Below are 19,288 nucleotides of genomic sequence, written 5' to 3' on the forward strand. Positions count from 1 at the left end.
TCCTGAATAAAAATGTGGGGTGTTAGCCCGGGAATTGTGCGCGCAGGGGGCCTTCGCCCGCCAGCTCGCCGGTGAACACCGAGGTGCGGGTCAGGGAGCCGGAAACTTCCACGCCGCGCAGGGACATGCACATGTGCTCAGCCTCCAGGACCACCCCGACGCCCCGGGGTGAGAGCGTCTCTTCCAGCCAGTCTGCCACTTGCTGGGTCAATCGTTCCTGGACCTGGAGGTCGCGGGCAAAAAGTTCCACGCCGCGGGCCAGCTTGGAGAGGCCGAACAGCCTTTCGCCCGGCAGGTAGCCCACATGGGCCACGCCGCGGAATGGCAGCAGGTGGTGCTCGCACAGGGAGTGGAAGGGGATGTCCTTGACCAGCACCAGCCCGGCGTACCCTTCCTCATTGGGGAACGTTGTCCACGTGGTGTCGCGCGGGGTGAGCATTTCAGCGTAGGCTGCTGCCACGCGGCGCGGAGTGTCCAAAAGGTGCGGGCTGTCAACGTCACGGCCCAGTGCCCGGAGGAAATCGGCAATGGCCGCTTGTGCCGCTGGAAGGTCAATGGATGGCGCTGCATCCAGAGCAGATTCCTCATAGGCGAGGAGGTCGGGGAGGGCGGCACTAGTAATTGACATGTGCTGATCCTTTCTAAATCTTGTATTCTTGACTTTAGAAGCGCAGGCTCGAAGCGTCAAGTGGGGCGTCATAAAGGACGGCCCCGGACAACAACACAATTGAAGGCACGCAGTCATGAACAAAGTCCAGCAACAGGCATCCCTGAGCGAGGCGGAGCGGCTCAGTGCCGTGGCGTCCCTGGGCGATCCGGTGCGCAAGACGCTTTTTGAGCTGCTGCGCCGGAGTCCGCGGGCCCTCAGCCGGGATGATTGCGCCGAAGCGCTGGACCTGCCCAAGAGCACCGTCCGCGCCCACCTGGACAGGATGGTGGCCGATCGGATCCTGGACGTGGATTTCCGCAAGGTGGGGGTGCGGACGGGCCCCGGTTCCGGCCGCCCCACCAAGCTGTACACCGTGGCGCTGGCCGAGGTTGGCGTCTCCGTCCCGGCCCGCCACTATGACCTGGCTGCCGAGCTCCTGGCCGCCGCCGTGCAGCATTCCATGGATTCCGGCGTTGAGGTCCGGGATGCGCTGGCCACCGTGGCGTTCGACGCCGGCAGGGAGTTGGGTGCCCAGGCTGGCAGCATCGCCGTCGTCCTGGAAAACACCGGGTACGATCCAGGCCCGGACGGCGAAGGCGGGACCATCATGGCCAACTGTCCGTTCCACCAGCTTTCCCGGGAGCACACCGGGGTGGTCTGCTCGCTCAACGGCGCGCTCCTGAACGGGGTGCTGGCCGGCTGCGGGGACAACAGCCACGTCATTGAGCCGGACAGCAACCTCTCGCACTGCTGTGCGCGGATTGTCCCGAAGGGCCCATAAAGCAGTTCCGGCGGCCGCCCTTGGGTTGTGAACCAAGGGGCAGCCGCCGGAAACCGGGTGGATGGTGCCTACTGCACGGCCGCCAAGGCGTTGACGATGCCGTCGCCGTAGTAGCTGTTGTTGCCCAGGGAGCCCACGCATTCAGCGCCCTTGGGTGCGGCCGAAAGCATGCAGATCTGGTCATCGGCCTGTTTGCGCAGCTGGGAGATCAGCTGATTCGGCTTCCAGCCGGGGTGCTCCGACTTCATCAGGGCCAGGACGCCGGCCACATGCGGGGAGGCCATGGAGGTGCCGCTGAGCAGCCCGTACTTGTTGTTCGGCAGCGTGGAAAGGATCCGGGATCCCGGTGCCGCCACATCGATGACGTTCAGGCCGCGGTTGGAGAAGTTGGACAGCTTGCCCGCCTGGTCGGTGGAGGCAACGGTCACCACGCCGTCCAGCTCGGTGGGCATGTCCTTGCAGTGGTTGTTGATCTGGCGGGCAATTCCGGTGGCGTCGTTCGGGCTGACGTTGTCGGTGGTCTTGTTGGCCAGGTCGTAGGAGGAGTTGCCGGCGGCCGCGGCGTGCACCACGCCCTGGTCCGTGGACCAGTTGACGGCCCGCTCCACGGCCACGCGTACGGCCAGCTGGTCCGGCTGGTCGTCACACCAGAACTGCACCGGGTCAATGTAGTAGCTGTTGTTGGTGACGTCCATGCCCTTCATGCCTGCCCACATGAAGCCGCAGATGGCGTATTCAGGGTAGATGGAACCGGCGTCGTTGACCACCTTGACGGAGGCCATGCGGACGTTGGGTGCCACGCCCACAATGCCCACGCCGTTGCGTGCGGCGCCGATGATCCCGGCCACGTGGGTGCCGTGCGAGGAGCTGGTGGGGTTCCAGCCCGTGGGCGAGGTGTCCGGGCGGCCGGCATTGGTGCAGTTGACCGAGTTGGCAACGTCGATGTTTGCCTTCAGGTCCGGGTGGTTCGGGTCGATGCCGCTGTCCAGGACGCCCACCAGCACGTTCCGTGATCCGTCCGTGAGCTGGTGTGCAGCATCCGCCTTGACCTGGGCAAGGTTCCACTGCTCAACCTCGCGGGGGTCCAGGGCGACGCCGTCGAACGTGGCATCGCCATAGGCCAGGTCGGCGTTGGCCAGCTGCTTGCTGCGCAGCTGGGGCGCCTTTTGCCACGGCGTGGCGATGCCGTCCGGGGTGCCCTCGGCGACGGCGATGGTGCGGGTGGCGCCCACCGACTCCACCGAGGAATTGCCGTACTTGAGCACATCCGCACGGAAACTGGCGCGGTCTGACTGGACAATGACCACGCCGATCTCCGGCCACTCCTGCACGGTGACTCCGCCCGCGGCCTTCACGGCCTCCAGGACCTTTTCAGTCTTGTTGGCGTTCTGGGCCTTTGCATTGACCACATAGCTCATCAGCACGCCGTCGGGCGCGGCAAAGTCGATGGGCGTGGACTGCTGGCCGGGCGCCGCCATGGCGCCGCCGCTGAACAGGGCGGTGGCGGCGACGGCGACGGCGCACAAGGCAGCAGCCGACCTTCGGCGGAACAAAGCTGTCTTCATGTTTTTAATCCCCCATGGATTATTGAGTGATGTCGGACACGCCAGATCCTGCCATCGGCCTGTGCGATTGACAAATTTGACACCGACACTGGCGTGTCCCTTCTTGGGGGCGCGGGCCGGCGGGAGACACGCCGCCGTGATGCCGTAGAATTGACCGGTGCCCGTGTATCTTGACCACGCGGCGACCACGCCCATTTCGGCCCCGGCCCTCGCCGCACTGACCTCCGTTATTTCCCGTAGCGGCAATCCGTCCTCCCTGCACGGCGCAGGCCGCCGTGCCCGGGCCACGGTGGAGCAGGCGCGCGAAACCATCGCCCTGGCGGCCGGCGCCCACCCCAGCGAGGTCATTTTCACCTCCGGCGGCACCGAGGCGGACAACCTCGCCGTCAAGGGCCTGTTCTGGTCCCGTCGCGCAGCCGATCCCCGCCGCACCCGCATCCTGGTCTCCACCGTGGAGCATGCCGCCGTGCACGAAACCGTGGAGTGGCTGGAAGCCCAGGAGGGCGCCGAGGCCGTCTGGATCCCGGTGGATGTCACCGGCGTGCTGGACCTGGACGCGCTGAAAAAGGAACTGGACAGCGGCGGCGCGGACACCGTGGCCCTCATTACCTGCATGTGGGCCAACAACGAGGTGGGCACGGTGGAGCCCATTGCGGAGGTCGTGGCGCTCGCCGCCGCCCACGGCATTCCCGTGCATTCGGACGCGGTGCAGGCCTTCGGCTCGGTGCCCATCAACTTCCGCGAATCGGGCCTGGCCGCCATGTCCATCAGCGGCCACAAGATCGGCGGGCCGGTGGGCGTTGGCGCCCTTCTGCTGGGACGGGCAGTGAACCTCACCCCCGTGCAGCACGGCGGCGGGCAGGAACGCAAGGTCCGTTCCGGAACGCTGGACACCGCCGGCATCGCCGCCTTTGCCGCGGCTGCCGAGGACGTCACCTCACACTTGGACGTGGAGGGCGCCCGGATTGCCGGGCTCCGCGACCGCATCATCGCCGCTGTCCGGGAACTGGTCCCTGAAGCTGTGTTGCGGGGCGTGGACCCGGCCATTAGCCCCGGCGGACGGCTCCCCGGCAACGCCCACTTCACCTTCCCGGGCTGCGAAGGGGATTCGCTGCTGTTCCTGCTGGACATGGCCGGGATTGAATCCTCCACCGGCTCCGCCTGCACGGCCGGGGTGCCCCGTCCCTCCCACGTGCTGCTGGCCATGGGCCTGGACGAGGACACGGCCCGCGGCGCCCAGCGGTTCAGCCTGGGGCATACATCCGGCCCCGCGGACGTTGACGCCTTTGTGGCGGCTTTGCCGCAGGCGCACGCGCGCGCTAAACAGGCCGGCATGGCGGGCCATAAATCCACCATTGAAACCGCCAGCACCAAGTAGCGCCCTCCGGTTGAGCGCAATCCGGCGGTTGAGCTTGTCGAAACCCGGGATCTCGAAACCACTCCGGTAATTGGGCTGCAAAAGATCCAAAGAACAGTGAAAGGTACGTAATGCGAGTATTGGCTGCCATGAGTGGCGGGGTTGACTCCGCTGTAGCTGCAGCACGGGCAGTGGATGCCGGGCACGACGTCGTCGGCGTCCACCTGGCGCTCTCCCGCATGCCCGGGACCCTCCGGACAGGCAGCCGCGGCTGCTGCACCGTGGAGGACTCCAATGACGCCTGGCGGGCCTGCGACCTGCTGGGCATTCCGTACTACGTGTGGGACTTCTCCGAGCGGTTCAAGGAGGACGTGGTCCAGGACTTCATTGACGAATACGCCGCCGGCCGCACCCCGAACCCCTGCATGCGCTGCAACGAGCGCATCAAGTTTGCTGCGCTGCTGGAGAAGGCCATTGCTCTGGGCTTTGACGCCGTCTGCACGGGCCACTACGCCAAGGTCATCACGGACGCAGACGGCAACGCGGAACTGCACCGCGCGGCGGACTGGGCCAAGGACCAGAGCTACGTGCTCGGCGTGCTCACGCATGAGCAGCTCCGGCACTCCATGTTCCCGCTCGCGGACACCCCGTCCAAGGCCGAGGTCCGCGCCGAGGCGGAGCGCCGCGGCCTGTCCGTGGCCAAGAAGCCGGACAGCCACGACATCTGCTTCATTCCAGACGGCGACACCGCCGGATGGCTGGCCGAGCAAATCACCATGACCCCGGGCGACATTGTCGACGAGTCCGGCGCGAAGGTGGGCGGGCACGACGGCGCCAACCAGTTCACAGTGGGCCAGCGCCGCGGCCTGAAGCTGGGAACGCCGGCGGCGGACGGGAAGCCGCGCTTTGTGTTGGAGATCCGGCCCAAGGAAAACAAGGTGGTGGTGGGGCCGCACGCCCTGCTGGCCATTGACGAGCTCAAGGGCATCAAGGTCTCCTGGGCCGGGCTGCCCATCGCCGAGGTCGCCACGGGCGAAGAATTCGACTGCCACGCCCAGGTCCGTGCCCACGGCGACCCCGTACCGGCCCGTGCCTGCGTCACCGAAGTGACGGACGACGGCGTTTCCCGCCAAAGCTTGACTGTCACCCTGGGTGAGCCGCTGCGCGGCGTGGCCCCGGGCCAGACCGTGGTCCTGTACCAGGGCACCCGCGTGCTGGGCCAGGCGACCATCGATTCGGCCCGCTCGCTGGCCCGCCCCGAACTGGCGTAGACGCCGATATTCAATGCACCGACTCGGCGAGTTTGGTCTTGGTGGTCATTTCTCGGTCCTAGCGGGAGTTTCCCGGCTGGTGGTGGTGATGGGTGTGTTTGTGCAGGTCAGGGGCTGTTTTTGGTGTTTGGGAGTGTATGACCTAACTTTTCTTGGGTGCCCATTTGTTGAGGTTGAAGATCTGAGCGAGGGCGGCGTGGGTGTCGATGTCCTCGGTGAGCATGCGCCGGGCTTTGGGGCGGCCGCCGGTGGAGGGGTAGATCATCACGGTTTCACCGATGCTTCCGAGGCGTTCCAGGAGTTCCTTTACGGAGTGGTGTTCGCCTGCTTTGTCGGCTTCCCGGCGCATGAGGTGGGCGATTTGCAGGGCCAGGACGCAGGTGAAGGTGTGGATGCGGATGTTGTGCTCGGACCAGTGGTGCATGGGTGAGAACGAGACCACGTGCGGGTCCTTGAGTTGCCGGAACCCGAACTCGGCATCGGACTGGGAACGATAGGCAGCCACAAGATCCCTGATGGGCCAGTGCTCGTGGGAGGTCACCAGGACGCGCTTGCCGAACACCTCCTCCTCGAGTGCAGCTTGTTCTCTCTTGTTGAGGGTGGTGGTGATCCGGTGGCTGGCCGGGGTGTCCCCGGTGATGGTGACCTCCAGGACGCGGCGGAGCCAGGGATCGTTCGTGATGGTCTTGATGTGGGCGGTGAGCTCGGTGGTGGTGCGCCGCGCCTTGCCGCGGGCCAGGGTGTCGGCAAGCTCGTCCAGTTTGGCCTGGGCCTTGGCCAGGGTCTGGGCGAACCCTGCGACCTGCTTGGCATGCAGGGTCGGTGAATGGGTCAACACCACCCTGCGCTCGGCACCGTAAACGACCCTGCGCGCCTCGGTCGCGCTCAGCCCGCCGAAGCGGTCCCTATCGACGATGGCACGGTCTTTTTCGGGGAGTTTGAGCAGGTCCGCAACCTGGGAAGGAGGGATGGAGCCGACGAACGCCAGGTTGGTGTCGGTGACGCGGGAAAAGTTGCTGGCCGAGTTCTGTCCGGCATCAAAAACCACGGTGACCTCCGGCGCCACCGTTACCCCGGCCGTTTCGGCGAGCTTCTTGTGGCGGGCGCCGAGGGCCTCGATCATGAGGGGGAACTGGGTGACGTCGGGCTTGTTGCCCGGGTACGCGTGGGCGAACAGTGGGATTCCCCCGTCACGGGTGATCACCAGACCCAACCCGACAAGGCGCAGGTCCGTCCGTTTCTGCTTCGCCTTCCCGCGCTGGGCGATCGGCGCCGCCTCGTTGGCCGAGTCGATGTAGGTGGCGAAGTTCGTCATGTCCAGTGCCAGGGCGGAAATATCCAGGTTGAACTCGGCCACCATCGCCACCGCGATGCGCTCCTCAATCACGGCCAGCTCGTCCAGGGACACGCTGTGCATGGCTTCCCAAAACTTGCGGTGGTCCAGCACCTTGGTGGGGATCTTCGTGAACCGGTCCGCGGCCGTGGTCTTCCACCAATCGGCGAACCCGGCCTTTGACGTCGGGGCCACGACCCGGTTCAACGCCGCCAACGCCAGGTACGTCCCGACCGAGGCGCCGGCGTCCTTGCGCCGGGCACCCACCACCGAATCGATGATCCCGGCCACATCCAGCCGCTGAAGGATGCCCCAGACCGCGGCGCTGTCTCCGAAGCCCAGGTGCCGTGTCTTCTCCGGCACAATGGCGGCTTCCTTGGCGTCAAGGAGGTCCTCAATGTCCTTCGCGGAGCCCAGATATCGTTCGGAAACCATCTTCGGCTTCCCGTCGATCCGCCCCATTTCACGCAGGTACCAGTAGACCTTGTGGTTGACAGTTTTCTTGTAGAGCGCCATGCCACCCATCATACTTTAGGTCATACACATTTTCTCGAAAAGAAGGCCCCGACACGCCGCAACCTACGCGGTTTTTATTTTGTCGGGGCCCTCAAAAACGAAATAGCCGGGAAACTCCCGCTAGGCGCCGGGCAACGATCGCCAGCACTGTACGGACAACGCAGCAGGGCGCATCTAGGGGATTAGTACTGGCCCTTGATAGTGAGGATAATCTTTGCAACTTCGAGGAGGGTTATCCCGATGGCGAGTGGGAAGACTCTTCGGGCGTTGCGCTTCTGCAGCTTTCCTTTTTTGCCCCGATCCGGACCAAAAGCCAGCACTCCTAGAAACATAGCGCCCAACGCACAAAACACAGTGGCAATCCACAACAGGGGACCAACGGCCTGCATGGACGCCTGAGGAATTACGCCGAGATTCATTTGAGTATAAATTTCGTGGCTGATCATCGCTCGGTCAACCATTTCGATATATTCGTTCCCTTTACGAGTTGATCGAAGGTTCCTTTTCCAATTCGGGAAATCCATTCAGATTCTGAACTAACCTCGTGCATTTAAACTTTCCACATCTTTTCTTGGTTAACTATTGGACTAATTATCGTGACTTGTCGCATGATGGCTCCGAACCGCAGAACTGATTGGCCGCGCCGTCGGTCAGGGTCTATTTGCGCATCATGGTGGTTTCGGAGGCACTGTCGTGGGGCGCAGTTGTCGCTTGCTCCTGGTTACTGCTGCCCCTAGGTGCGTGTGTCAGTAGTCGTGTCGGTTAGTTTTTAAAACGCCGGGAGATTAGCCGGGCTGGCGGTGGTGGGGCTGGGAGAATTGGGGCATGGATGCTGCTTCTTTCCCCAAGCTTTCTGCCCCTGTGCCGCAGCCGGAGGATGGCTTGTTTGACGAGGCTCTCGTGGAGCGTGTCGAGCTGGTCGTTGATGATGGCCGGGTGGATGCCAACGGCGGCGTGAACAAACGGTTCAGGGCGTTTGAGCCTGATGCGGTGATGCTGGTCCCGCCGTCGCTGGATGAGTGGCTGCCGGAGGGCCATCTGGCCCGTTTCATTGCCGAGCTGGTGGATACCGAGCTGGACTTGACCCGGTTCTATAAGTCCTATGCGAAGGCCAAGGGCCAGCCGCCGTATGATCCGCGCTTGATGTTGCGGATCGTGTTCTACGGGTACTGCGTCGGGGTGCGTTCCTCGCGGGAGGTGGAGCGGGCGTGTACGGATGTGGTCGCGTTTCGGTGGCTGGCAGCCCAGCAGGGACCGGACTTCCGCTCGATCGCCCGCTTTCGCGAACGTCACCTGGCCGCCCTGGCCAACGTGTTCCTTCAGGCGTTGGAGTTGTGTCAGGCCGCGGGCATGGTGTCCCTGGGCAGGGTTGCCCTGGACGGGACGAAGGTGCGGGCGAACGCGTCCCGGCACAAGGCCATGTCCTACGCCCGGCTGACGGCTAAGCAGAAAGTGTTGGCGGAGGAAATCAGTGCCCTGATGGAGGAGGCGAAGACCGTCGACGCGGACGAGGACGCCCGCTTTGGTCCCGGCAAGCGCGGGGACGAGCTCCCGGCGGAGCTGGCGAACCGGGAACGGCGGGCTGCGGCGATGGCGACCGCCCGGGCCAGCCTGGAGAAGGAGGCCGCGGCCAAGGCCCGCCAGCTGGCTGAGGAGAAGGCCCGCAAACGCGGCGATGACGACGATGACATCACCGCTGCCGGGAACAAAGCTGCCGCGGAGGCGGAGCCCAAGCCCACGGCGCAGCGGAACTTCACGGACCCGGACGCGCGGATCATGAAGACCGCGGATGGTTCCTACCATTATTGCTACACCGGCCAGGCCGTGGTGGATGCCGATCACCAGGTCATCGTCGCCACCTTGTTGAACAATGTTGCCGTCGACATCCAGCAACTGGCACCGATGATCCAGCGCACCATGGACACGGCCGGGGCCATGCCCAAGAACTGGAGTGCCGATGCCGGGTACTGCTCGGCAGCCAACCTCGAACACGTCAAAGACGTGGAAGCGGAGCATGCGACGGAGTTCTTCATCTCCACCCGGCGCATGAAGCACGCCACACCGGTTCCGGAATCGCCCAGGGGCCGGATCCCGGCAAACGCCACCTTGACCGGGCGCATGGCCCGGAGACTGAAGACGAAGAAGGGCAAGAGGATTTACGGCCGGCGCAAGGCCATCGTGGAACCGGTCTTCGGACAGATCCACACCCGTCAGGGCAAGCACCTGCTGCTGCGCGGGATGGAAAAAGCGGCACGGGAGTGGGAACTGCTCGCCGGCTGCCACAACCTGCTCAAACTCCACACCTACCGGACCAGCCAGGCAATCTGAGAGGGAAAGGAACCAGAAAAAGCAGCCACCACACCCCCTGCAGGGGCAGTCAGGTATCGCCGGGAGCGGTTCAAGGCGACCAAAACGACATCCCCGGCCCCACGACCCACAAGCCGGAGCCGGCCCGGCTTTGAACCGACGAATTCCGTCACGACACGACGTCGAACCTTAAACCGCTACTGACACACGCACCTAGTTACGAAGTGCAAGATTTGCTGTGCCGAATGCTTCGAGGGATTTGTAGCTATAGATCGTAATGCTTTGAATTTTCGGAAGATTGCCAAGCCTCGGTGTCAGGTCATAGTTCTGTGTTCCTGTGCGGGACTTCAAGTGGGTAAGTTGGATCTGGTTCGGGTCCTCGACGACGTTGTCGCCGGCCGGGTCTTTCGTCATGCGCCCCAAGTTGAAGTAGATATACACTTCATCCCCGGGGCCCGTGGAAAAGTCTTGCAACGTCAGGGTGATGCTGTCGGTTTTCTCCGTGAGAATGACTTCGCCCCGTGTGGGGACCGCTTGGGAAACGAAGGTCCCGGCAAGGACCCGCGATGCCTGAGGCGTGGGTGTTGGTGCAGGGCTGGAAGATGCCACAGCCGGGCTTGGCGCGGTTTCGGCGGCTGGGTTCGTGCAGCCTGTGGCGATCAGGACGAGGATGGCCCCGATCGCGAGTGGCCGTGCACGTTTCATCGTCCCCACTTGTTGCCTTCTGGCAGGCTGGCCGCGCTGGGCCATGTCGAATATTTAGGTGCAGTGGCATCCTAACGGGATCTCTTCTGGACCGTCACCTGATTCCTGCATTTCCGCCTCTCCAGCCTCACGGCCCGTCCTGAATGTCACGTTATCGGGCCGGTGCCCGTGTACACAGCTGACGACACCGAGAATAAACGAGACTGTTGTGGTTGTGCAGACTGGACTGCTGCGGGTTTGAATACAAAGTGCGGCAACGCCCCCGTGAGCATTAGCTCGTGGTGAGCCACGGGCCGGGATCGGTGGAGTCAACGGGCAGCCCTCGCTTGCGCAGGCGCCGTTGCTCCCAAAGGGATCGATAGAACGGTATTGCAAAATAGGCAACGGCGACGCAGTAGGCGATGAAGGAAAGTCCGAGCACCGAAATGGGGACAACGAAAAACGGGCTGACGCCCCTGGGCTTGGTGATGAGCACAACGGCGACGATGCAAAGTGCCTCAGCGCCTAAGATCAAATGGGCATACAGCATAAATCTTTGGAAGCGGTCAAAGTAGTACTTGCTCTTGTTGCTCATTCGCTTCTCCGTGGGCTGGCCTGCCGGGACCGGACTCAACGTCATGTTCGGAACGCTACCAGCCGGCCGTCATTTTCAGTCCAGGCAGGAATCCATCGGTCCAGAGTGTGGGCGCGCCCGGAACCGCTACTGCACCCCACTGGACGGCAGGCTGGCGTAAACTTCCCCTTAGAGTGACTTGGCTCACGGAAGGTTGACGATCATGCCCCCGCAGTTAATTCCCAACCCGCTTCAGCTACTGGAGCGCGCACTGGAGCAATGCGGTGAAGTCATAGCCGCCATCTCGTCCAACCAGGCCGAATGGCCCACGCCGTGTTCGGAATGGAACGTCCAGGACCTTCTGCACCACCTGGTGGTGCAGGACCTCCACAACTTCACCCTGGTGGCGCGCGGGAACCATGTTGATCCCCAGGCGGCCCATGCCACGGTGGGGGCGGACTGGTCAACCAGGTTTGCCGACGGCGCGGCCATGTTGATGCGTGCCTGGTCCACGGCCGATCTCAGCCATCAGGTGGCACTGCCCGGTGGGGGAGAGGCGCCGCTGCGCAGCCGAATTGGCGTGCAAATTGCGGAATTCACGGTTCATTCCTGGGACCTGTCCAAGGCGACAGGTGTCCCCACCGTGCTCGATCCGGCGCTGGCCGACCAGTCCCTGGCCTGGGCTCAGAGGGTCATGAAGCCCGAGTACCGTGGTGCCGACAAGACGTTCGGCCCTGAGGTGCGGGTTTCCATAGCCTCGGACAGCTATGCCCGGCTGGCCGGATGGTTTGGCCGCAACCCCGGATTCACACCGGGCCGGGCGGCAGAATCCTTCACCGCCGGGTCCCAAAAGCTCCGCCAGTAGGTAACCATCTGGTTGCAACTTGCGCCCATGGTCAGAGAGCAACCCATAAGTCTGGTAGAAAGTAAACATAAGACGAGTGGGTCAGGTCACACAACGTAGTGTGGCCTGTTTCATGAGATCGCTCTGAAAAGAAAGTTTGCCAATGGCTAAGAATATGTTTGGACTGCGGTCGGTGATCGCCGTTGCCGGCATCTCCGTTCTCGCACTGACTGCATGCACGGGCCCTGCAGGGGGTGGCGGCAGCACCAATGGTGCAGGCGCCGGCACCACCGGAGGGCCCATCATTGTGGGCACCACGGACAAGGTCACCTTCCTTGATCCGGCAGGGTCCTATGATAACGGCTCGTTCATGGTCATGAACCAGATCTACCCGTTCCTGCTGAACTCGGCGCCCGGAAGCGCCGACCCCAAGCCCGACATTGCCGTGTCGGCGTCGTTCACCTCCCCCACGGAGTACACGGTCAAGCTCAAGCCGGGACTGAAGTGGGCCAACGGATCTGCGCTGGACTCCAAGGACGTCAAGTTCTCCTTCGACCGCATGCTGAAGATCAACGACCAGAACGGGCCGGCATCCCTGCTGGGCAACTTGGAAAGCGTCAGTGCCCCCGACGCCACAACCGTCGTGTTCAAGCTCAAGCTCGGCAACGACCAGACCTTCCCGCAGGTGCTGACCAGCCCGGCCGCGCCCATTGTCGACGACACGGTGTTCAGCCCCACCAAGGTCACCGATGACGACACCATCATCAAGGGCAAGTCGTTTGCCGGCCAGTTCACCATTGACACGTACAAGAAGAACGAGCTCATCGCCTTCAAGAAGAACCCGGACTACCAGGGCCTGCTGGGCCCGGCCAAGTCCGACGCCGTGACGATGAAGTACTACGCGGATTCCACCAACCTGAAACTGGACGTGCAGAAGGGCAACATCGACGTTGCCTGGCGCAGCCTGACTGCCACGGACATTGACAGCCTCAAGGCCGACAAGAACGTCCGCGTGGACATTGGACCGGGTGGCGAAATCCGCTACATCGTCTTCAACTTCGACACCATGCCCTTCGGTGCGAAGTCGGCAACGCCGGATGCCGCAAAGGCACTGGCTGTCCGCCAGGCCATGGCCGACTCGATTGACCGTGCGGCCATCGCCAACCAGGTCTACAAGGGCACCTACCTGCCCCTGTACTCCTACGTGCCGGCTGGCTTCACAGGTGCCGCCGAGCCCCTGAAGGCCGACTACGGTGACGGCAATGGCGCCCCAGATGTTGCCAAGGCGAAGAAGACGCTGGCCGACGCCGGCGTAACCGGCCCGGTCACGCTGGACCTGCAGTACAACCCGGACCACTACGGCTCCTCCTCTGGCGACGAATACGCGGCCATCAAGTCGCAGCTCGAAGCAACCGGCCTGTTCAAGGTCAACCTGCAGTCCACGGAATGGGTTTCCTACTCCAAGCAGCGCACGGCGGACGCCTACCCGCTGTACCAGCTGGGCTGGTTCCCGGACTACTCGGACGCCGACAACTACCTGACGCCGTTCTTCAGCAAGGACAACTTCCTGAAGAACCACTACAGCAACGACGCCATCCAGAAGTTGATCAGCGAGCAGCTGGTGACCAATGACAAGGCCAAGCGCACCAAGCTGATCGAGGACATCCAGGCTGCCGAAGCCAAGGACCTCTCCACGCTGCCGCTGCTGCAGGGCGCACAGGTTGCCGTTTCCAATGCCAAGGTCAACGGCACCAAGGACACCTTGGATGCATCGTTCAAGTTCCGCTTGGGCGTTCTGTCCAAGTAGTCATTGGCAGTGAACACCTAACCATGCAAGAAGGCGGGGCCTCCACAGGGCGCCCCGCCTTCTTGCACGGGTCCACTCAACATGGACAAAACAGCACGGACCGCACCATACTTTTGCTCCACAGAAATAGGCATACATGACCGCAATGATTGACCTGCCCGAGGCGGAACCCGCCGCGCAGGCACCCGAACGGAAAAAGAAGGCCGGAGGCAGTCTGGGCAAATATCTGCTCATCCGCTTCACCTTGATTTTCCCCACCATCCTCATCCTCGTCACCATGGTTTTCTTCCTGATGCGCCTGACCGGTGACCCCATCACGGCGGCACTCGGTGGCCGCCTGACCCCAGACGAGTTGGCCCAGCGCATCCACGCTGCGGGCTACGACAGGCCCATCTTCGTCCAGTACTTCGAGTACCTGGGCCAGATCGCCACCGGCAACTTTGGCCGCACCATTTCCGACAACCTGGCAATCTCGGACATGCTGGCCACCTACGGCACCGCAACGCTGGAGCTGGCCGTCAATTCCCTGATCGTGGCACTCGCCATCGGCATCCCCTTTGGCATGCTCGCGGCCTACAAGCGTGACAAGTACCACGACGCCATCCTGCGCGTGCTGGCCATCGCCTTCTACGCCACCCCGGTGTTCTTCGCCGGACTGCTGCTCAAGCTGGTGTTTTCCATTTGGCTGGGCTGGTTCCCTGTCGCCGGACGGGGCAACACCAGCACGGAAATTGCCATGGCGGAACTGACAGCGCCTTCAGGCATCTACTGGCTGGATGCGCTCCGCAGCGGCAACATGACAGCTTTTTGGGACATTGCCCAGCACTCGGTGCTCCCGGCGGTGGCCCTGGGGCTGCTGACGGCCGGCATCTTCCTGCGGCTGGTCCGCACCAACGTCATTGGCACCCTGAGCAAGGACTATGTTGAAGCCGGGCGTTCCCGCGGTGTCAGCGAATACCGCCTGCTCACCAAGCACGCCTACAAGCCGGCGCTGATCCCCATCATCACCGTGATGGGCCTGCAGATCGCCCTGCTGCTGGGCGGCGCCGTTCTTACCGAAACCACCTTTGAGTGGAAGGGGCTGGGCTTCCAGCTGGCGCACTACCTGACAGCCCGCGACTTCGTGGCAGTCCAGGGCATTGTGGCCCTGCTGGCCGTCATCGTGGCCGTCACCAACTTCATCGTGGACGTCATCGCCGCGCTGATCGACCCGAGGGTGAGGTACTAGGCCATGGAGACCAAAAAGTCACTCTTTAGCCGCCTGCCCATTGTTGCCCAGCTGAAAAAGAGCATGGGCCTGCAGCGCGGCATGCTGATCGCCGGCATTGTCATGACCGGCCTCTTCCTGCTGACCGCAGCCCTGGCGCCGTTGATTTCTCCGTACGGCGCAACCCAGCGCTTCAACGAAACCCAGGCGCCGCCGTCGTCCGTCCACCTGTGGGGCACCACGGCCGGCGGCTACGACGTCTTTTCCCGCACCATTTGGGGGACCCAGACTGCAGTGCTGGTGATTGTGGTGGCCGTGGCGCTGTCCATCTTCATCGGCGTGATCCTGGGCCTGCTGTCCGGCTACATTGGCGGCTGGCTGGACCGAATTCTGGTGGTGGTCGCAGACGCGATTTACGCCTTCCCCACGCTGCTGCTGGCCATGGTCATGTCGATTGCCATCAGCCAGGGGCGCTCCAACATGTGGTCGGGCATCTTCTCCGCGGCCATTTCCATCACCGTGGTGTTCATCCCGCAGTACTTCCGCGTGATCCGTGCGGAGACCATCCGCCTGAAGGCCGAGCCGTTTGTGGAGTCGGCCATTGTGGTGGGTGCCTCCAGCGTGCGCATCATGGCCCGGCACATCTACAAGAACGCCACCCGGACGCTGCCGCTGATCTTCACCCTCAACGCCTCCGAGGCCATCCTGACGCTGGCCGGGCTGGGCTTTTTGGGCTTCGGCATCGAGCCGTCCTCCGCCGCGGAGTGGGGCTATGACCTCAACCATGCCCAGAGCGACGCCGCCTCCGGAATTTGGTGGACGGGCGTGTTCCCGGGTGCTGCCATTGTGCTGACGGTTCTGGGCCTTACCCTGCTGGGCGAATCCATGAATGACCTCAACGACCCGCGCCTGCGCGGGCGCAAGCGTGCCGGGAAAAAGAACGGTCGCAAGAAGAACAAGGAGTTGGTGGACGCATGAGCCGCTCCACAAAAACCGCCCCCCAGGGGGAAGCCGCGCCGCGGCCCGTGCTGGACATTGACAATCTCAAGGTCACTTTTGCCACGGATTCCGGTGATGTTTTTGCCGTGAAGGATGTGTCCTTCACCGTAGCGCCCGGCGAGATTGTGGCCATTGTGGGCGAATCCGGCTCCGGCAAGACGGTCACGGCCAAGGCCATCCTGGGCCTGCTGCCCGAGACGGCGCAGAGCACCGGTGCCGTGGTCATCAGCGGCAACGACGTCATTTCCGTGAGCCCGCACCAGCTTCGCCAGATCCGCGGGCGGGACGTTGCCATGGTGTTCCAGGAGCCGTCCACCGCACTTAACCCGGTCTACACGGTGGGCTGGCAGATCGCCGAGGGCCTGCGGGCACACCGGCCCGAAGGCAAGCGCGTGGGCCGCAAGGAGGCCCGCGGGCTGGCCATTGATGCGCTGCGTAAGGTGGGCATTCCGGAGCCGGACAAGCGCGTGGACTACTACCCCCACCAGTTCTCAGGCGGGCAGAAGCAGCGCGTGGTCATTGCTGCCGCGCTGGCGCTGAACCCGGGGCTGATTGTGGCCGATGAGCCCACCACGGCCCTGGACGTGACAGTCCAGGCGGAAATCCTGGAACTGCTGCGCGATCTCCGCGACCAATACGGCACCTCGATTGTGCTCATCACCCACAACATGGGCGTGGTGGCCGACCTGGCCGACCGCGTGGTGGTCATGTTCCAGGGTGACGTGGTGGAGGAGGCTTCCTCGGAGGTGCTTTTTGCTGCGCCCCGCGAGGAGTACACGCAAAAGCTGCTGGCCGCGGTGCCCCACCTGGGCCGCAATTCCGCCTCGGCGGGCTTCACCGAACGGGCCTTCCAGGACAAGGAAGTGCTGGTGCGCGCCACTGACCTGGAGATCGAGTACCCTGGGCGCCTGGGCAGCCCCGCCTTTCGGGCCGTGGACAAGGTGTCCTTCACCATCAGCGCCGGCGAGGTGTTCGGCCTGGTGGGGGAGTCCGGTTCGGGCAAGACGACAATTGGCCGCGCCATCGCCGGGCTCAACAGGACCACGGGCGGCTCGCTGAAGGTGCTGGGCTACGAGATGCGGGACTACAAGGAGCGCACCTTCCGGCCGTACCGCAAGGACATCGGCTTTGTGTTCCAGGACCCGGCCGCATCGTTCAACCCGCACCTGACCATTGGCGAGTGCGTGGCCGAGCCGCTGCTCATCCATACGGACATGCCCCGGGCAGCCGTCACGAAAAAGGTGGAGGAGCTGCTCGAATCGGTCCAGCTGCCGCGTGCCTATGCCAAGAGGTTCCCGCACGAGCTCTCCGGCGGGCAGCGCCAGCGTGCTTCCCTCGCCAGGGGGCTGGCGCTGAAGCCGAAGCTGCTGATCGCGGATGAGCCGACGTCGGCCCTTGACGTCTCCGTCCAGGCCAAGGTGCTGGAACTGTTCCGCGACATCCAGACCGAGCTGGGCTTCGCCGCCTTGTTCATCAGCCACGACCTGGCCGTAGTGGACATTCTGGCCGAGTGGGTTGGGGTGCTGCTGAAGGGCAAGATGGTGGAGCAGGGGATTGGCAGCCAGATCATGGGCAATCCGCAGGACAACTACACCAAGCGGCTGCTGGCTTCGCTGCCGGTGCCAAACCCGGCCGAGCAGGCCGAGCGCCGCGCCGTGCACCAGGCGCTGCTCGCCGCGAAATAGCGGTTTCGCAACAGGTGTTTTAGGTGGTGCACCGGCGTGGACACAAGTTTTGTCCGCACGGTGCACCACCTAAACTGTTTTCATGACCGAACCGAGCCACGCCCACCTGTCCGTTGAAGACTTTGACCCGGCCGCCAGCTCCCTGACGGGCAGCGTTGACCCGGCCGTCATGGCGGAGCTGCTGTCCATCCGCTCCAGCATCGACAACTTTGACGCCACGCTGGTTTACCTGCTGGCCGAGCGATTCAAGGCAACCCAGCGTGTGGGCATCCTCAAGGCCAAGCACCAGCTGCCCCCGGCCGACCCCAACCGCGAGAAGGCGCAGATCCAGCGGCTGCGCGCCCTGGCCGAATCCGCCCACCTGGACCCCGCCTTCGCCGAAAAGTTCCTGAACTTCATCATCAGCGAGGTCATCCACCACCACCAGGCCATCTCGGAGAGCCACTCGGCCGTGGCCGCCACAGGCGTTGTCCCGGTGGTCAGCCTGGACGGCCAGGGTTTTGTGGGCAGCCCCGAAAGTCTTACCACGGACGACGGCGGCACGAACCTTTAGTGGGCACCTCACCGGGCCGGCAGGAGCCGGCCGTCGATTCCTTCGTCACCGCCACCATGCTGGGGCCGTGGCCCGGCACGGACCCCGTGGAGGCTGCCAAGGTATCCCTCGGCCTGTTCACGCCGCCGCACCTGCCGTCGCTGCCGGAGCTGCCCGCACGCGGGGTGGGGTCGGACGCCATCGGCCGCACCGCCTGCCTGTTGGTGGAACTGCCCGTGGATGTCCAGCCATACGGCTGGCGTTTCGTGGACCGCCCGGGCAACGATTACCGCCGCGCCATTTCTGCGCTGTCCACGGACGTCAACGTCCTGGCGGACGTGGCAGGTGCGGCGGAGCTGGAACCGCCGGAATTGAAGCTGCAGGTTGTGGGGCCGGTTTCGCTGGCGGCGGCCATACACCTGCACTACGGCGAACGTGCCCTGCGCGACTACGGGGCACGCCGGGACGTGGCCCAGTCGCTGTCCGCCGGCCTGGCCCTGCACGCTTCCAAGGTCCGCGCCGCCGTCCCGGGCGCCACGCTGACGCTGCAGATTGATGAACCCGACGTTGCGCGGGCGCTGGCCGGGACCATTCCCACGGCGTCCGGCTACCGCACCCTGCGATCCGTCCCTGCCGCCGAGCTGCGCCAAACGTGGACCTCCTTTGTTGCGGCCGCGCGTGAAGCCGGATTCGCCAAGGTGGCCATTAACCTTGCCCCGGAGGCCAGCGCCGGCGGCTCGGCGGCCGAGCCTGGCATCGCCCGGCCCGTTGAGACTGCAGCCGCCGAAGCAGTGTCCTGGCGCAAGGCGCTGGAGCTTGCCTTGGAATGCGGGATCGACGCCGTGGCGCTGCCCGTTTCCCTGCTCGATACCGGACACTGGGAACAACTTGCCGGCGCGGTCGAATCCGGAATTGGCCTGTGGGCTGGGACTGTACCCGTCCGCCCTGGCCGGGTCCCGGCCTCGTACTCCGCATTGGTGGAGCGGATCATGAGGCCGTGGCACGGGCTGGGGCTGGCCGAGTCCTCGCTCAACCTGCTCCGCATTACGCCGGAAACGGGCCTTGCCGGCGTCTTCCCGGCAGAAGCGCGGGCCATTGTGGATAGGTCCCTCGAGGTGGCCGCCGCCCTGACGGACATCCGCAACGCCTAACCCCGACGCTCGGTTGCAATCGGGGC

17 protein-coding genes are annotated in these 19,288 nt (G+C 64.1%); 11 read left to right on the forward strand and 6 right to left on the reverse strand.

Features of this window, described 5'->3' with window-relative positions:
• Positions 1-22: 22 nt before the first annotated feature.
• A complete protein-coding gene (folE, locus tag LPN03_RS14985; RefSeq protein ID WP_165181880.1) occupies positions 23-628 on the reverse strand; it encodes a GTP cyclohydrolase I in 606 nt (201 codons plus the stop codon).
• A 115-nt stretch (positions 629-743) separates the two neighbouring features.
• Here folE and LPN03_RS14990 point away from each other — a divergent pair, with 115 nt between their 5' ends.
• Positions 744-1,430, forward strand: coding sequence for a helix-turn-helix transcriptional regulator (locus LPN03_RS14990; protein ID WP_165181878.1), 687 nt, complete (start codon positions 744-746; stop codon positions 1,428-1,430).
• 68 nt (positions 1,431-1,498) lie between these two features.
• Here LPN03_RS14990 and LPN03_RS14995 read toward each other — a convergent pair whose 3' ends face one another.
• A complete protein-coding gene (locus LPN03_RS14995) occupies positions 1,499-2,995 on the reverse strand; it encodes a S8 family serine peptidase (protein ID WP_262454843.1) in 1,497 nt (498 codons plus the stop codon).
• A gap of 157 nt (positions 2,996-3,152) precedes the next feature.
• On the opposite strand from LPN03_RS14995, the gene LPN03_RS15000 reads away from it, so the two are divergent.
• Both LPN03_RS15000 and mnmA read left to right on the forward strand, forming a co-directional pair.
• Positions 3,153-4,373 (forward strand): cysteine desulfurase family protein, encoded by a 1,221-nt coding sequence (locus LPN03_RS15000; RefSeq protein ID WP_262454844.1) that lies wholly within the window; start codon positions 3,153-3,155, stop codon positions 4,371-4,373.
• Positions 4,374-4,483: 110 nt separating this feature from the next.
• Positions 4,484-5,623: a tRNA 2-thiouridine(34) synthase MnmA gene (mnmA, locus tag LPN03_RS15005; RefSeq protein WP_262454845.1), complete on the forward strand. Its 1,140-nt coding sequence runs from the start codon at positions 4,484-4,486 to the stop codon at positions 5,621-5,623.
• A gap of 142 nt (positions 5,624-5,765) precedes the next feature.
• On the opposite strand, the gene LPN03_RS15010 is transcribed toward mnmA, so the two are convergent.
• Both LPN03_RS15010 and LPN03_RS15015 read right to left on the reverse strand, forming a co-directional pair.
• Positions 5,766-7,472, reverse strand: a complete 1,707-nt coding sequence (locus LPN03_RS15010; protein WP_262454846.1) for an IS1634 family transposase — start codon at positions 7,470-7,472, stop codon at positions 5,766-5,768.
• A gap of 182 nt (positions 7,473-7,654) precedes the next feature.
• Complete coding sequence (locus LPN03_RS15015; protein WP_262454847.1) at positions 7,655-7,996, reverse strand: hypothetical protein; 342 nt, start codon at positions 7,994-7,996, stop codon at positions 7,655-7,657.
• A 301-nt stretch (positions 7,997-8,297) separates the two neighbouring features.
• Between LPN03_RS15015 and LPN03_RS15020 the strand changes: the two genes are divergently transcribed.
• On the forward strand, positions 8,298-9,800 hold the full coding sequence (locus LPN03_RS15020) for an IS1182 family transposase (protein WP_262454848.1): 1,503 nt from the start codon (positions 8,298-8,300) through the stop codon (positions 9,798-9,800).
• A 192-nt stretch (positions 9,801-9,992) separates the two neighbouring features.
• On the opposite strand, the gene LPN03_RS15025 is transcribed toward LPN03_RS15020, so the two are convergent.
• Both LPN03_RS15025 and LPN03_RS15030 read right to left on the reverse strand, forming a co-directional pair.
• Entirely contained in the window at positions 9,993-10,529 is a 537-nt protein-coding gene (locus LPN03_RS15025) for a DM13 domain-containing protein (RefSeq protein WP_262454849.1), read from the reverse strand.
• Positions 10,530-10,755: 226 nt separating this feature from the next.
• On the reverse strand, positions 10,756-11,058 hold the full coding sequence (locus LPN03_RS15030) for a hypothetical protein (RefSeq protein ID WP_262454850.1): 303 nt from the start codon (positions 11,056-11,058) through the stop codon (positions 10,756-10,758).
• 202 nt (positions 11,059-11,260) lie between these two features.
• Here LPN03_RS15030 and LPN03_RS15035 point away from each other — a divergent pair, with 202 nt between their 5' ends.
• The 7 genes from LPN03_RS15035 to LPN03_RS15065 all read left to right on the forward strand — a co-directional run bounded on the left by LPN03_RS15035 (position 11,261) and on the right by LPN03_RS15065 (position 19,262).
• The gene (locus LPN03_RS15035) at positions 11,261-11,902 is read left to right on the forward strand and encodes a TIGR03086 family metal-binding protein (protein ID WP_262454851.1); all 642 of its coding nucleotides are present in this window, start codon (positions 11,261-11,263) and stop codon (positions 11,900-11,902) included.
• A gap of 142 nt (positions 11,903-12,044) precedes the next feature.
• Positions 12,045-13,688 (forward strand): ABC transporter substrate-binding protein, encoded by a 1,644-nt coding sequence (locus LPN03_RS15040; protein WP_262454852.1) that lies wholly within the window; start codon positions 12,045-12,047, stop codon positions 13,686-13,688.
• 136 nt (positions 13,689-13,824) lie between these two features.
• The gene (locus LPN03_RS15045; RefSeq protein WP_262454853.1) at positions 13,825-14,916 is read left to right on the forward strand and encodes an ABC transporter permease; all 1,092 of its coding nucleotides are present in this window, start codon (positions 13,825-13,827) and stop codon (positions 14,914-14,916) included.
• A gap of 3 nt (positions 14,917-14,919) precedes the next feature.
• On the forward strand, positions 14,920-15,873 hold the full coding sequence (locus tag LPN03_RS15050; protein WP_262454854.1) for an ABC transporter permease: 954 nt from the start codon (positions 14,920-14,922) through the stop codon (positions 15,871-15,873).
• A complete protein-coding gene (locus LPN03_RS15055; RefSeq protein ID WP_262454855.1) occupies positions 15,870-17,579 on the forward strand; it encodes a dipeptide ABC transporter ATP-binding protein in 1,710 nt (569 codons plus the stop codon). The genes LPN03_RS15050 and LPN03_RS15055 overlap by 4 nt, the downstream gene beginning before the upstream one ends.
• Positions 17,580-17,661: 82 nt before the next feature.
• The gene (locus LPN03_RS15060) at positions 17,662-18,132 is read left to right on the forward strand and encodes a chorismate mutase (RefSeq protein WP_262454856.1); all 471 of its coding nucleotides are present in this window, start codon (positions 17,662-17,664) and stop codon (positions 18,130-18,132) included.
• The gene (locus LPN03_RS15065; protein WP_262454857.1) at positions 18,132-19,262 is read left to right on the forward strand and encodes a hypothetical protein; all 1,131 of its coding nucleotides are present in this window, start codon (positions 18,132-18,134) and stop codon (positions 19,260-19,262) included. The genes LPN03_RS15060 and LPN03_RS15065 overlap by 1 nt, the downstream gene beginning before the upstream one ends.
• Positions 19,263-19,288: the final 26 nt, after the last annotated feature.

Origin of the sequence: Arthrobacter sp. A2-55 (assembly GCF_025548615.1) — a bacterium.
In the GTDB taxonomy this organism is placed as follows: Bacteria; Actinomycetota; Actinomycetes; order Actinomycetales; family Micrococcaceae; genus Specibacter; species Specibacter silviterrae.

Excerpts from the sequence above, each read along its gene's own strand:
- LPN03_RS15045 (WP_262454853.1), top strand. The coding sequence starts at position 13,825 with ATGACCGCAATGATTGACCTGCCCGAGGCGGAACCCGCCGCGCAGGCA.
- LPN03_RS15010 (WP_262454846.1), bottom strand. The coding sequence starts at position 7,472 with ATGGCGCTCTACAAGAAAACTGTCAACCACAAGGTCTACTGGTACCTG.
- mnmA (WP_262454845.1), top strand. The coding sequence starts at position 4,484 with ATGCGAGTATTGGCTGCCATGAGTGGCGGGGTTGACTCCGCTGTAGCT.
- LPN03_RS15060 (WP_262454856.1), top strand. The coding sequence starts at position 17,662 with ATGACCGAACCGAGCCACGCCCACCTGTCCGTTGAAGACTTTGACCCG.
- LPN03_RS15020 (WP_262454848.1), top strand. The coding sequence starts at position 8,298 with ATGGATGCTGCTTCTTTCCCCAAGCTTTCTGCCCCTGTGCCGCAGCCG.
- folE (WP_165181880.1), bottom strand. The coding sequence starts at position 628 with ATGTCAATTACTAGTGCCGCCCTCCCCGACCTCCTCGCCTATGAGGAA.
- LPN03_RS15030 (WP_262454850.1), bottom strand. The coding sequence starts at position 11,058 with ATGAGCAACAAGAGCAAGTACTACTTTGACCGCTTCCAAAGATTTATG.
- LPN03_RS15035 (WP_262454851.1), top strand. The coding sequence starts at position 11,261 with ATGCCCCCGCAGTTAATTCCCAACCCGCTTCAGCTACTGGAGCGCGCA.
- LPN03_RS14995 (WP_262454843.1), bottom strand. The coding sequence starts at position 2,995 with ATGAAGACAGCTTTGTTCCGCCGAAGGTCGGCTGCTGCCTTGTGCGCC.
- LPN03_RS15040 (WP_262454852.1), top strand. The coding sequence starts at position 12,045 with ATGGCTAAGAATATGTTTGGACTGCGGTCGGTGATCGCCGTTGCCGGC.
- LPN03_RS15015 (WP_262454847.1), bottom strand. The coding sequence starts at position 7,996 with ATGGATTTCCCGAATTGGAAAAGGAACCTTCGATCAACTCGTAAAGGG.
- LPN03_RS15025 (WP_262454849.1), bottom strand. The coding sequence starts at position 10,529 with ATGGCCCAGCGCGGCCAGCCTGCCAGAAGGCAACAAGTGGGGACGATG.
- LPN03_RS14990 (WP_165181878.1), top strand. The coding sequence starts at position 744 with ATGAACAAAGTCCAGCAACAGGCATCCCTGAGCGAGGCGGAGCGGCTC.
- LPN03_RS15055 (WP_262454855.1), top strand. The coding sequence starts at position 15,870 with ATGAGCCGCTCCACAAAAACCGCCCCCCAGGGGGAAGCCGCGCCGCGG.
- LPN03_RS15050 (WP_262454854.1), top strand. The coding sequence starts at position 14,920 with ATGGAGACCAAAAAGTCACTCTTTAGCCGCCTGCCCATTGTTGCCCAG.